This window comes from Micromonospora sp. NBC_00898 (assembly GCF_045207895.1).
In the GTDB taxonomy this organism is placed as follows: Bacteria; Actinomycetota; Actinomycetes; order Mycobacteriales; family Micromonosporaceae; genus Micromonospora.
Genome location: NZ_CP108775.1, coordinates 5,036,549 through 5,048,990, shown reverse-complemented (window position 1 = coordinate 5,048,990; position 12,442 = coordinate 5,036,549). Strand labels below are relative to the sequence as shown.

Sequence of the window (12,442 nt, the reverse complement as noted above, 5' to 3'; positions counted from 1 at the left end):
CGAACGAGAGATGGGCACCGTGACTGTCGTACCACCGCAGGACCCGGCGGCGGGTTCCGTACCCCCGCCGGAGCGCCAACCGGCCACCGAGGCCGACCTGGCCGCGGTGGCCGCGCAGCTCGGACGCCCGCCCCGGGGCACCCGGGCGGTGGCCCACCGCTGCCCCTGCGGCCTGCCCGACGTGGTGGAGACGACGCCCCGGCTGGCAGACGGCACGCCCTTCCCGACGTTGTTCTACCTGACCTGCCCGCGGGCGACCGCGGCGTGCAGCCGGCTGGAGTCGGCCGGGCTGATGAAGGAGATGGCCGACCGGCTGACCACCGACCCGGAACTGGCCGCCCGCTACCGGGCGGCGCACGAGGACTACCTGACCCGCCGGGAGGCGATCGGCGAGGTGCCGGAGATCGCCGGCATCTCGGCGGGCGGTATGCCGGGCCGGGTGAAGTGCCTGCACGTGCACCTGGGGCACGCGCTGGGCGCCGGGCCGGGGGTCAACCCGTTCGGCGACGAGACCCTCGAACTGGTGGAGAAGTGGTGGGCCGCCGGCCCGTGCGTGGACGTCCCGGCGCCAGAGTGAGCGGGGACGAAATCGTCGTCCGCCGGGCCCGGACGGGTGACGTCCGCGGGATCCGGCGGTTGGTCGACACCTACACCGACGACCGGCGGTTGCTCAGCAAGGCGACCGTCACGCTCTACGAGGACGTGCAGGAGTTCCGGGTCGCGGTGGCGCCGGACGGCACGGTGGTCGGCTGCGGCGCGCTGCACGTGATGTGGGAGGACCTGGCCGAGATCCGCACCGTCGCGGTGGATCCGGCCTGCCGGGGACGGAAGATCGGCCACCGGATCGTCGGCGAGCTGATCGACGCGGCCCGCGAGCTGGGCGTGGCGCGGATCTTCGTGCTCACCTTCGAGACCGACTTCTTCGGCTCGTTCGGCTTCCGGGAGATCGACGGCGCGCCGGTGCCGCAGCCGGTCTACGAGCAGTTGCTGCGCTCGTACGACGAGGGTGTCGCCGAGTTCCTGGACCTGGAACGGGTCAAGCCGAACACGCTCGGCAACACCCGGATGCTGCTGCGCCTCTGACGGCCCCGGGCCACGAATGACCCATGTCCACCGCCCGGGGTCCGCTGTAGGCGCCGCTGACCACGCCGATCGCCGCGAACAGTCCCTCGGCCTCGACCGCGGCCCGGAAACTCATGTCACCGCCGTTAGAGATGCCGGTGAGGTACACGCGGTCCGGGTCGGCCCGAAGTGGACGGCCAGCCACCGTCGACAGGTCGCGGACGCCGCGCAGCGGTTGGCGCTCCGCGGGCTGGAGGGGCTCTTCGACGGCCTCCATCCGGCGATGCCGCGGCGGGCCGTCGATCGGGCGGCCGATCCGCTCGGTCGCGTGCTGGGCGCCACCCGGGCGGCGGTGCTTCGTCGGCTCGCCGAGCCGGGCCGGCACACCACCACGGCGCTCGCCCGCGCCGTCGACCACACCGGCGGGGCCGTCCGACACCGACTGACGCCGCTCGGCCTGCACCTGCTGGGCGGTGCCCCCTGACCGATGTGCCCCGCGTGCTGAGCGGGCCCGGCCCCCGGTGCGTGCGGGGTGCGCCGCGTCGACGTGTCGCGCAGCCGGAGCCATGACCCCGCCGACGGATATACCTGTGAGTCATAAATATGCCCCACAGGTATATCGCTCAACGGCACATCCCTCTCCACGGAGTGCGTCAGGTCGTACCGTCGGGCGCGGCCGACCGGCTGCCGTAGGGTTGCTGCCGTGACGACGCGTGTGGCCGCCATCGACTGCGGGACCAACTCGATCCGACTGCTGGTCGCCGACCTGCCCGAACCGTCCGCCGGCCCGCAGGCCCCGCTGGTCGACCTGACCCGCCGGATGGAGATCGTCCGGCTCGGCCAGGGCGTCGACCGGACGGGCCGGCTCGCCCCCGAGGCGATCGAGCGCACCCGGGTCGCGCTGGCGTCCTACGCCGCCGACATCGAGAAGCTGGGCGCCGAGCGGGTCCGGATGTGCGCCACCTCGGCTACCCGGGACGCCGCCAACGCCGCCGACTTCCGGGCCATGGTCGAGCAGACCCTCGGCGTCGAGCCCGAGGTGGTGACCGGCGACGAGGAGGCCCGGCTCTCGTTCACGGGCGCGGTGCGCGGCCTGCCCGCCGACGCCAAGGAGCCGTTCCTCGTGGTGGACATCGGCGGCGGCTCGACCGAGTTCGTGGTCGGCACCCGCTCCGGCGGCGTCGAGGCCGCCATCTCGATGGACATCGGCTGCGTCCGGATGACCGAGCGGCACCTGCACGGCGACCCGCCGCCCCTGGACGAGATCGCCGCGGCGCAGGCCGACATCGCGGTCGCGGTGGATCGGGCGCTGACGGCCGTGCCGGGCCGCGAGGCCGCCACGCTGGTCGGGCTCGCCGGGTCGGTCACCACCGTGGTCGCCATCGCGCAGGGCCTGACCGAGTACGACCCGGCGCGCATCCACCACGCCCGGGTGTCGTACGAGCAGGTCGCCGACGTCACCGCCGACCTGCTGGCGAAGACCCGCGAGCAGCGGCTCGCCATCCCGGTGATGCACCCGGGCCGGGCCGACGTGATCGGCGCGGGGGCGCTGGTGCTCCGCGTGGTCATGGAGCGGGCCGGCATGCCCTCGGTGGTCGCCTCCGAGCACGACATCCTCGACGGCATCGCCTGGAGCCTCGCGCCGACCGCATGAGCCGCCTAGGCTGCGGTCATGGCGGTCAAGCGGGTCAAGCCGAACATCCGCTCCGACGACTTCGCCGGCAGCCGTCGCTTCTACACGCAGCTGATCGGGCTGGGCGGCGGCGAAGGGCTCGACTGGATCCTGTTCTTCGGCGGGGAGACCCGCGAGGTCCAGCTCTCGGTGATGAAGCTCGACATCAAAGCCGGCATCCACCCCGACGTGTCGGTCGAGGTGGACGACGTCGACGACGTGCACGCCCGGTGCGTCGCCGCCGGGGCCGATATCGTCTACCCGCTGACCGACGAGCCCTGGGGGTTACGCCGGTTCTTCGTCCGCGACCCGAACGGCGCCGTCATCAACGTGACCCAGCACGACGAATAGCGCTCAGGCGCGTTCGGTGGCGAGGCGGGCGCTGAAGCCGAGCAGGGCCACCCCGGTCAGCCCGTCCAGCCAGCGTCGTACCCGGCGGCGGGACAGCAGTTCGCGGGCGCGGTCCATCGCACCGACCAGCAGCAACAGGTAGGCCAACCCCAGTACCGCGTGGCTGAGCGGGAACACGAGCAGCACCGCCAGCGGCGCGGAGCCGCCGACGAACTGCGGCAGCACGGCCAGGTAGAACGCCAGCACCTTCGGGTTGGTGATGTCGGTCAGCGGGGCGTACCGGCCGTGCCAGGCTGAGCGCCACGCCTGCACCCCCAGGTACGCCAGGTACGCGACGCCGGCCCAGCGGATCGTCTCGAACAGCGGCTGGGAGCGGACGATCAGCGCGCCCAGCCCGGCCGCCGCGGCCACCCCCTGTACGGCGTTCGAGCCGGTCACCCCGGCCGCGCTCCACATCCTGCTTCGGCGCCCGGCGGCCAGGGTGTTCCGGGTGACCACCGCGAAGTCCGGGCCGGGAATGAGGATCAGCACCGCGGCGAAGACCAGAAACGATCCGTAGCTGCTCCACGACATGCTTCCGACCCTACGACGGAGGGGACGAGTGCTAGTGTTTCCTTGACGGTACTACGCAATGCGCACTACTGTCGGAAGCGTGGATACCACGCAGCTCCTCAAGGGCGTGCTCGACCTCGCCGTCCTCGCCGTGCTCCGGGAGGAGGACGGCTACGGCTACGACATCCTGCGCCGGCTGCGCGACGCCGGCTTGGAGGAGGTCGGCGACGCCTCGGTCTACGGCACGCTGCGCCGGCTCTTCGCCGCCGGCCTGCTCACCACCTACGTCGTGCCGAGCGAATCCGGCCCGCACCGCAAGTACTACGCCCTCAACGCCGCCGGCCGGGACCAGCTCGCCCGCTCCGGCAAGACCTGGCGCTCCTTCGCCACCACCATGGACGCACTGCTCGACGATCGGGGGATGGCGGCATGACCGTCACTGGGCAGGAGATCGCGGACTACGTCGACCGGGTGCGGGCCGCACTGGCCGACCTGCCGGCCGCCGTCCGCGACGAGTTGACCGAGGACCTGCCGGAGCACCTGACCGAGGTCGCCGCCGAGGCGGACGGCTCACTCGTGGACCGGCTCGGCGAGCCCGAGGCGTACGCCGCCGACCTGCGTGCGGCCGCAGGCGCCGGCGAGCCGTCGGCCGGTGGCCGCATGGACCGGCGGATCGCCGCCGCCGCGCGCCGGGTCCGCGCCCGGCTGTCCGGCCTCGACGCCAGTCTCGGTCCGATCCTCGGGTACGCCTCGGCGAGCGAGTTCCTCCGGCTGCTCCGGCCCGCCTGGTGGGTGCTGCGCGGCTACCTGGTGGCGGCCCTCGTCTCCGCGGTCTTCAGTGGTGACGTCACCCTGCTGCCCCGGCCCTTTTTCAGCGAGGTCACCGGGCTCGTCCTGCTCGTCGCCGCCGTGCTGACCTCGATCTGGCTCGGCCGCAACGCCGACCGGCTGCGGCGGTGGCCGCGCCGGCTGATGCACGCGGGTGCCGTCGTGCTGGTGGTCTTCGGGCTGGTTCTGGTCGTCAACCTGGATGAGCGGTCACAGCGGGACGACTTCGGCTATCAGGGGGTGTCGGTCGACGACCGGTACGACTCCGTCCAGGACGTCTTCGTCTACGACAGCGAGGGGCGGCTGGTGGAGAACGCCCGGCTCTTCGACCAGAACGGCGTGCCGATCCGGCTCGGCTACCCGTCGTGTGTCGACCCGGCCCAGCCGGACGCCGCGCTGCGGACCGGCTACCCGTACTGCCCTGAGCTGGCCCCGTTCCGGCCGCGACCGCCCGCCACGGCGCCGGTGCCGCCCGGGGCGAACGGGGGTCGGGCGCCCACCGCGACCCCGGCACCGCCGGGCGGCTCGGCGCCGACGGTCGCCGCCACGCCGACCGCCGTTCCCGGCGCGACGGTGGCCCCGGAGCCGACCGACGCCGTCCCGGTGCCCAGCCCGACCCGCTGAACCAGACCACGGGGGCGCCCACCGATGCGGTGAGCGCCCCCTCGTGCGTCCACGATGGGAAGGCGAACGGGAGGTGAATGCCACTGTTCTCGCGTCTTCCCCGGCGTGGTGGCGGCGTGGCAGGCTACCGGCACGTAGGACCACTGGGCGACCAGCCAACGATGACTGACCGCTAGGAGGACGGGCCATGGGCGAGACGGTGAGCTTCACCAGCAACGGAGGGACGAGCGAGGGGTATCTCGCGATACCCTCCGGCGGTGCGGCCAGCCCGGCGGTCATCGTCATCCAGGACTGGTGGGGTCTCGTGCCCCACGTCCGGGCGGTGGTGGACCGCTTCGCCGAGGCCGGATTCGTCGCCCTCGCCCCGGACTTCCGGCACGGCGAGCCGGCCAGCAGGCCGACCGAGCCCCGCCAGATGCTGAACGGGCCGCAGATGGACGAGGCGGCGACGGACATCGCCGCCGCGGCGGAATACCTCGCCGGCCGCCCCGAGGTCACCGGCAAGGTCGGCTGCGCCGGCTTCTGCGCCGGCGCCAGCCTGGCCCTCTGGTCGGCGACGTTCTCCGAGCGGATCGTCGCCACCGCAGGCTTCTACCCCCGCCTCCCCTGGGAGGGGATGCGCGCCGAGTGGGCCGACTACGCCGGCAAGGCGGCGCTCATCCACTGCTCCGAAGAGGACGGCACCTCGTCCGCGAACGGCGTACAGGCCGCCCGTCAGGCCATCGAGGCGGCCGGTGGCACCTGCCAGACCTACGACTACCCGGGCACGTCACACGCGTTTTTCAACGAGGACCGGCCGGAGAAGTTCGACCAGCGGGCCGCCGCCACCGCCTGGGCCCGCACCCTGGAACTGTTCCGGGCCAAGCTTGGCTGAGCCGCGTACCCCCGACGAGGTGGTCGCCCGCGCCGCGCGGGCGACCGACCTCGCCGACCTCGACGGTGCCGTCAGCGACTGCTTCGCCTGCCCGCGCCTGGTCACCTGGCGGGAGGAGGTCGCCCGGGTCAAGCGGGCGGCCTTCCGCGACCAGGAGTACTGGGGCCGCCCGGTGCCCGGCTTCGGCGCGTCGGACGCGCGGATCGCCATCCTCGGGCTGGCGCCGGCCGCACACGGCGGCAACCGCACCGGCCGGATCTTCACCGGCGACCGCTCCGGCGACGTGCTCTTCGCCGCGCTGCACCGCGCCGGCCTGGCCAACCAGCCGACCAGCGTCGCCGTCGGCGACGGCCTGACCCTGCGCGACACCCGCATCTTCGCCGCGGTGCGCTGCGCGCCGCCGGACAACAAGCCCACCCCGGCCGAGCGGGACACCTGCGCGCCGTGGCTGCACCGGGAGGTCGCGCTGATCCGGCCCACCCTGCGCGTTGTGGTCGCGCTGGGTGCCTTCGCCTGGGCCGCCTGGTGGCCGGTGCTTCGCGACGTGTACGAGGTCCGCCCGCCCAGTCCTCGACCGGTCTTCGGCCATGGGGCACACTGGTCCGGCGGTTCCGCACCGGCGTTGCTCGGCTGCTATCACGTCAGCCAGCAGAACACCTTCACCGGGCGGCTGACACCAGGGATGCTGGACGACGTGTTCGCCCGGGCGAAGCAGTTGGCCGGGGTGGACTGAGGAATGCGTGGGGCGGTGGGATGGACCTCGGCGTGCTGCGCAGATGGTGGCCGGTCGCGACGGTGACCGTCCTGCTGGCCGTCGCCGCGTCCGCGGCCGGGCACTCCTCGATCGGGGCCAGCCGAATCCCGCCGGCCGCCAAGGAGTTGCCCTACGTGCCGGACTACCCCTCCGCCGAGCCGGCGCCCTCCATCGCCGTCGAGCCGCGGGACGCCGCCGAGGCCACCCAGGCGCAGATCCCGCACTGGATCGTCACCACCGCCCTGGTGGTGCTGGGCCTGGCCGCCCTGCTCGCCGTCGGGTACGTCGTCTGGACGCTGGTCCGGGGCGCGCTGCGGCGTACCACCCGGGCGATCCCGGCGCAGCGGGCCCGGCGTACCGCCGAGGGCACCGCGCGGGAGGTGGTGGCCGCGCTCGACGCCGGCCTGGTGGAGCTGGACGACCGGTCCACCGACCCGCGGACCGCGGTGATCGCCTGCTGGGTCCGGCTGGAGGAGGCGGCCGAGGAGGCCGGCGTGCCCCGGCTCGCCGGGGACACCCCCACCAACCTGGTCAGCCGGCTGCTGCGCGGCGACCCGGCGGCCGGCGTCCCGGCCATCGCGAGCGCCGACGTGCTGGACGGGTTCGCCCACGTCTACCGCGAGGCCCGGTACGCGACGCACACGGTCGACGAGCGGATGCGCGACCAGGCCCGGTCGGCGCTGCGCCGGCTGCGCGGCGAGTTGACCAGCCTCGCCGGCCAGGTGATGCCGTGAGCACCAGCATCGACGACCTGCTGTCGTTCGAGGAGGAACCGGCGGGGCCGGCGGTCGCGCCCCGTGGCGGGCGGGTACGGCTGGTGATGCGTACCCTCCTGGTCACCGCGGCGATCGTCGCGGTGGTCGTGGCGGCCCTGCGGACGGTCGGCCTCCAGCTCTCCCTGTGGATCGTCGTGGCCGGCGTGCTCGCGCTGCTCGCCGTCCGGCGGGTCACCAAGGCGTTGACGCCCCCGCCGCCGCCCCGGGCCGGTTACCGCGCGCCCGCCGGCGAGGAGCCGGGCACCTGGAACTGGACCGCCCGGGACGCGCTGCGCGCCGCGATCAACGGGTGGGAACGCCCGTTGGACTGGTGCGGGGGCAACCGCGAGCGGTTCACCGAGCGAATCCTGCCCCGGATCGGCGAGCTGGCCGACGAGCGGCTGCGCCAGCGGCACGGCGTCACCCGCGAGTCCGACCCGGCCCGCGCCCGCACTCTGCTGGGGGAGCCGCTGTGGACCTTCCTCAGCACGCCCTCCCGCCGCCCCCCGTCGCCGCGCGAGCTCGCGGCGATCGTCGCCGAACTGGAGAAGCTGTGATGAACGACGTGGACCGGAGCATGCCCCCGGCCGAGGTGGGCCGGCTGGCCCGGGCGGTGCTGGACGCGGTCGGCACGGTCGTGGTCGGCAAGCGGGAGGCGTTGGAACTGGTCCTCGCCGGCATCCTCGCCGGTGGGCACGTGCTGCTGGAGGACCTGCCGGGGCTGGGCAAGACGCTGACGGCACGCTCCTTCGCGCAGGTCCTCGGGCTGGACTTCCGCCGGCTCCAGTTCACCCCCGACCTGCTTCCCGCCGACGTCACCGGCTCCTTCCTGTACGACCAGCGCAGCGGCGACTTCTCGTTCCGGGCCGGCCCGGTCTTCACCAACCTGCTGCTCGCCGACGAGATCAACCGGACCCCGCCGAAGACCCAGTCGGCGCTGCTGGAGGCGATGCAGGAGAAGCAGGTCTCCGTCGAGGGCGTCACCTACCGGCTCGACGAGCCGTTCCACGTGCTGGCCACCGCCAACCCGATCGAGTACGAGGGGACGTACCCGCTGCCGGAGGCGCAGCTCGACCGGTTCCTGCTCCGGGTGTCGTTCGGCTACCCGGACCACGAGGAGGAGTGGGAGGTGCTGCGCCGGCGGATGGCCCGCCGCCGCGAGGAGGCCGAGATCAAGCCGGTGGTGGACGCGGCGACGCTGCGCACCATGCAGGCCGCACTGGAGGACGTGGTGGTCGAGGACTCGATCGGCCGCTACATCGTGGCGCTGACCGCGGCCACCCGGGAGCACCCGTCCGCGCTGGTCGGCGCCTCGCCGCGCGGCTCGCTGGCGCTGCTGCTGCTGGCCCGGGTCCGGGCCGTGTTCGCCGGCCGGGACTACGTGGTGCCGGAGGACGTCAAGGAGGTGGCGGTGCCCGCCCTGGCGCACCGGATCACGCTGCGCCCGGAGATGTGGTTGCGCCGGGTCGACCCGTCCTTCGTCGTCGGCGAGGTTCTGGAGCGGACGCCCGCCCCGGCCAGCGGCGCGCTGCCCAGCTACGCGGCCGGGCGGCCCGGCCTCTGATGACCAGCCGTCACGAGCCGGAGCCGGCCACGGGCTGGGCGCCCACCTGGGCGCTCGGCCGGGCGGTGCTGCTCACCGGGCTGCTGCTGATCGCGGGGGTGCTGTTCGGCCGGGTCGACCTGGTGGTGCTGGCCACGCCGTTCGCGCTCGGCACCGGGTACGCGCTGCGCCGGCGGCCCACCGCCGGCCCGCAGTTGGACATCAGCGCCGGGGACGCGCACCTGGTCGAGGGCGGCCCGATGGCCGCCACGGTCGCGGTCGGCAACCCGGACACCGTGTCGTACGACGTGGCGGTGGTACGGACCCGGATGTCGCCCTGGCTGCGGGTGGAGTGGGTGGGTTTCGGCGGGGTGGGCGTGGCGGTGGCCCGCGCCGGGGGCGCCGACCGGCCCTTCGTCACCTCCGTGCCGGTCGGCACGGCGGTCGACCTGGAGCTGTCCGGGACGGCGCTGCGTTGGGGCCGGCACCCGATCGGTCCGGCCGGCGCCCGGGTCGCCACCGCGGACGGGCTGCTGGTCTCCCGGGCGGTGATCACCGACCCGGTGCGGATGCGGGTCTACCCGAGAACCGAGCCGTTCGAGGCGGTGGAGGCGATGCCGCGCGCGGCCGGGCTGGTCGGCGCGCACCACTCCCGACGGCCGGGGGAGGGCGGCGAGCTGGCCGGGGTGCGGGTCTTCGCCCCCGGTGACCGGCTGCGCCGGATCGACTGGCGGGTCTCGCTGCGGGCGCGGCAACTGCACGTCGCGTCAACGCTGTCCGACCGGGACGCCGAGGTGGTGGTGCTGCTCGACGTGCTGGCCGAGGCGGGCCGCTCCGGGGGCGTCAACGGTCCCGCCTCGGTGTTGGACACCACGGTCCGGGCGGCCGCCGCGATCGGGGAGCACTACCTGCACCGGGGTGACCGGGTGGCGATGCTGGAGTACGGCCCGGCGGCCCGTCGGCTGCGCCCGGCCACCGGTCGCCGGCAGTACCTGACCGTGCTGGAGTGGCTGCTCGACGTGCACGCCGAATCCTCCCCGCACGAGCCGTACGACCAGGTCTTCGGGCCGCAGGTGCTCTCCGCCGACGCGTTGGTGGTGGTGCTCACCCCGCTGCTGGACGAGCGGTCGGCGCAGATGCTGGCCCGACTGACCCGGGGTGGCCGGTTCGTCGTCGCCGTGGACACCCTGCCGGCCGACCTGCCGGCGCCGAAGGACCGGGGCTGGGCCGAGGTGGCGTACCGACTGTGGCGGCTGGACCGGGACACGATGATCGGTCAGCTCCGCGAGCACGGTGTGCCGGTGGTGCGCTGGGCCGGCGCGGGCAGCCTGGACCAGGTGCTCCGCGACGTGGCGAGGCTGGCCACCGCCCCCCGGGTGGGGGCCCGATGAACGACATGCTGGACGCGCTGAACGAACGGGTCCGGGCGGTGCGGTACGCGGCCACCCGCGTCAGCCTCGCGCCGCTGCTGGTCCGGTGCGCCATCTTCGGCACCGTGCTGGTCGGTCTTCTGCTGGCGTACCCGGTGCAGGTCTTCGCGGCGCGGGCGCTGCTGGCCCTCACGGTGGTGGCGGTGCTGCCGGCGGTCGGGCCGCGCCGGGTGTGGCCGACCTTCGCGGCGCTGGTCACGGTCGGCGGGTGGCTGCTGGCCGCAGCCGGGTTCGACCGGCCGATCGCGCTGTGGCGGCTGCTCGCCGTGGCCACGCTGCTCTACCTGGCGCACTCCCTGTGCGCGCTCGCCGCGCTGCTGCCCTACGACGGGGTGGTCGACCCGGACCTGATCCTGCGCTGGTTGGCCCGGGCCGGCGGGGTGGTCCTCGCCAGCGCGGCCCTCGGCATCCTGCTGGCCGGGCTCGGTGGGGTGGGCACGGACCGGGGTTTCCAGGCGGCGACGGTGGCTGGACTGCTGGTCGCGGTGGCTCTCAGCGCGTTGCTGGGGTGGCTGGTGCGGCGCAGATAGCGGGACGGTGCAGGACGTTGTGCAGGTCACAGGTGTTGTGATCCGTCACAGAAGGGGGTCTCGAACGGGATTACCCGAGCCGCCCGGGGAAAGATAGATGACGTGAATCCGAAGCGGATCCTTGTCGTGGGTGCCGGGCACGTCGGCCTGTACGCCGCTCTGCGCCTGTCCAAGAAGCTGAGCTCCCGTGAGGCCGAGGTCATCGTCGTTGACCCGCAGCCGCACATGACCTACCAGCCGTTCCTCCCCGAGGCAGCGGCCGGCAACATCTCGCCCCGGCACTCCGTGGTGCCGCTGCGGCGTGAGTTGCGCAAGTGCAAGGTCGTGGCCGGCGCGGTGACCCGGATCGATCACGACCGGAAGACGGCGATCGTGCAGCCGATCAGCGGCCCGACCCGGGAGATCCAGTACGACCACGTGGTCGTCGCCCCCGGCTCGGTGTCCCGGACGCTGCCGATTCCGGGCCTGCACGAGCACGGCATCGGGTTCAAGACCATCGGCGAGGCCATCTTCCTGCGCAACTACGTGCTGGACCGGCTGGACGTGGCGGCCGCCACGACCGACCCGGACGTCCGCCGTTCCGCGCTGACCTTCACCTTCGTCGGCGGTGGCTACGCCGGCATCGAGGCGCTGGCCGAGATGGAGGACATGGCCCGGGACGCGCTCCGGTACTACCCGGAGCTCCAGCCGGAGGACATGCGCTGGGTGCTGGTGGAGGCCACCAACCGGGTGCTGCCCGAGGTCGACCGGGACATGGGCGCCTACACGGTGCAGCAGCTGCTGAAGCGGAACATGGACATCCGGCTGGACACCCGGCTGGAGTCCTGCGTCGACGGGGTGGTGAAGCTCTCCGACGGCGACAGCTTCCGCTCCGACACCATCGTCTGGACGGCCGGCGTGAAGCCGTCGCCGATGCTGGACGCCACGGACTTCCCGCGCGACGAGCGCCGGCGGGTCACCTGCCTGCCGACCCTCCAGATCGTGGACGGGGACCGGGTCGTCGAGGACGCCTGGAGCGCCGGTGACTGCGCCGCGGTGCCGGACCTGACCAAGGAGCCGGGCAACTTCTGCTCGCCGAGCGCCCAGCACGCCGTGCGGCAGGCGGCCCGGATGGCCGACAACATCGCGAACGTGATCCGTGGTCGCGAGCCGGTCAACTACAAGCACAAGCACGCGGGCAGCGTGGCCAGCCTCGGCCTGCACAAGGGCGTGGCGCAGGTCTACGGGATCAAGATGACCGGGTGGCCGGCGTGGTTCATGCACCGGACGTACCACATGTCGCGGATCCCGTCGTTCAACCGCAAGGTCCGGGTCGTGGTCGACTGGTCGCTGGCGTTCTTCCTCAAGCGTGAGGTGGTCGCGCTGGGACAGCTGCACGACCCGCGCGAGGAGTTCGTCGAGGCGTCTCAGCCGGTCGGCGCGGCGCGCGTCTGAGCCGTACGGAAAGGGCCCACCGCCACGCCTGTC

General features: G+C 73.6%; 16 protein-coding genes. 15 read left to right on the top strand and 1 reads right to left on the bottom strand.

Going from position 1 to position 12,442, the window contains the following annotated elements:
- The first annotated feature begins 19 nt into the window (after positions 1 to 19).
- The 5 genes from OG799_RS24500 (at position 20) to OG799_RS24480 (ending at position 3,085) form a co-directional block, all read left to right on the top strand.
- Positions 20 to 577, top strand: coding sequence for a DUF501 domain-containing protein (locus tag OG799_RS24500; RefSeq protein WP_406037905.1), 558 nt, complete (start codon positions 20 to 22; stop codon positions 575 to 577).
- Complete coding sequence (locus tag OG799_RS24495; RefSeq protein ID WP_406037903.1) at positions 574 to 1,083, top strand: amino-acid N-acetyltransferase; 510 nt, start codon at positions 574 to 576, stop codon at positions 1,081 to 1,083. Before OG799_RS24500 ends, OG799_RS24495 begins: the two co-directional genes overlap by 4 nt.
- Positions 1,084 to 1,099: 16 nt before the next feature.
- The gene (locus OG799_RS24490; protein ID WP_406037902.1) at positions 1,100 to 1,546 is read left to right on the top strand and encodes a hypothetical protein; all 447 of its coding nucleotides are present in this window, start codon (positions 1,100 to 1,102) and stop codon (positions 1,544 to 1,546) included.
- A gap of 231 nt (positions 1,547 to 1,777) precedes the next feature.
- Entirely contained in the window at positions 1,778 to 2,716 is a 939-nt protein-coding gene (locus OG799_RS24485) for an exopolyphosphatase (protein ID WP_406046392.1), read from the top strand.
- Between the two features lie 18 nt (positions 2,717 to 2,734).
- A complete protein-coding gene (locus OG799_RS24480; protein ID WP_406037900.1) occupies positions 2,735 to 3,085 on the top strand; it encodes a VOC family protein in 351 nt (116 codons plus the stop codon).
- A gap of 3 nt (positions 3,086 to 3,088) precedes the next feature.
- Here OG799_RS24480 and OG799_RS24475 read toward each other — a convergent pair whose 3' ends face one another.
- A complete protein-coding gene (locus OG799_RS24475) occupies positions 3,089 to 3,658 on the bottom strand; it encodes a LysE family translocator (protein WP_406037898.1) in 570 nt (189 codons plus the stop codon).
- 79 nt (positions 3,659 to 3,737) lie between these two features.
- Between OG799_RS24475 and OG799_RS24470 the strand changes: the two genes are divergently transcribed.
- The 10 genes from OG799_RS24470 (at position 3,738) to OG799_RS24425 (ending at position 12,409) form a co-directional block, all read left to right on the top strand.
- Positions 3,738 to 4,070, top strand: coding sequence for a PadR family transcriptional regulator (locus OG799_RS24470; RefSeq protein ID WP_089011147.1), 333 nt, complete (start codon positions 3,738 to 3,740; stop codon positions 4,068 to 4,070).
- Entirely contained in the window at positions 4,067 to 5,089 is a 1,023-nt protein-coding gene (locus OG799_RS24465; RefSeq protein WP_406037896.1) for an HAAS signaling domain-containing protein, read from the top strand. The genes OG799_RS24470 and OG799_RS24465 overlap by 4 nt, the downstream gene beginning before the upstream one ends.
- Before the next feature lie 187 nt (positions 5,090 to 5,276).
- Complete coding sequence (locus tag OG799_RS24460) at positions 5,277 to 5,963, top strand: dienelactone hydrolase family protein (protein WP_406037894.1); 687 nt, start codon at positions 5,277 to 5,279, stop codon at positions 5,961 to 5,963.
- Positions 5,964 to 5,982: 19 nt separating this feature from the next.
- Complete coding sequence (locus tag OG799_RS24455) at positions 5,983 to 6,696, top strand: uracil-DNA glycosylase (RefSeq protein ID WP_406046391.1); 714 nt, start codon at positions 5,983 to 5,985, stop codon at positions 6,694 to 6,696.
- 20 nt (positions 6,697 to 6,716) lie between these two features.
- Positions 6,717 to 7,451: a DUF4129 domain-containing protein gene (locus tag OG799_RS24450; RefSeq protein WP_406037892.1), complete on the top strand. Its 735-nt coding sequence runs from the start codon at positions 6,717 to 6,719 to the stop codon at positions 7,449 to 7,451.
- Complete coding sequence (locus tag OG799_RS24445) at positions 7,448 to 8,029, top strand: hypothetical protein (RefSeq protein ID WP_406037890.1); 582 nt, start codon at positions 7,448 to 7,450, stop codon at positions 8,027 to 8,029. Before OG799_RS24450 ends, OG799_RS24445 begins: the two co-directional genes overlap by 4 nt.
- Positions 8,029 to 9,036, top strand: a complete 1,008-nt coding sequence (locus OG799_RS24440; RefSeq protein WP_406037888.1) for an AAA family ATPase — start codon at positions 8,029 to 8,031, stop codon at positions 9,034 to 9,036. Before OG799_RS24445 ends, OG799_RS24440 begins: the two co-directional genes overlap by 1 nt.
- On the top strand, positions 9,036 to 10,406 hold the full coding sequence (locus OG799_RS24435) for a DUF58 domain-containing protein (RefSeq protein WP_406037886.1): 1,371 nt from the start codon (positions 9,036 to 9,038) through the stop codon (positions 10,404 to 10,406). Before OG799_RS24440 ends, OG799_RS24435 begins: the two co-directional genes overlap by 1 nt.
- An 8-nt stretch (positions 10,407 to 10,414) precedes the next feature.
- Positions 10,415 to 10,975 (top strand): hypothetical protein, encoded by a 561-nt coding sequence (locus OG799_RS24430; protein WP_406046390.1) that lies wholly within the window; start codon positions 10,415 to 10,417, stop codon positions 10,973 to 10,975.
- A 102-nt stretch (positions 10,976 to 11,077) separates the two neighbouring features.
- Positions 11,078 to 12,409 (top strand): NAD(P)/FAD-dependent oxidoreductase, encoded by a 1,332-nt coding sequence (locus OG799_RS24425; RefSeq protein ID WP_406037884.1) that lies wholly within the window; start codon positions 11,078 to 11,080, stop codon positions 12,407 to 12,409.
- Positions 12,410 to 12,442 lie beyond the last annotated feature (33 nt).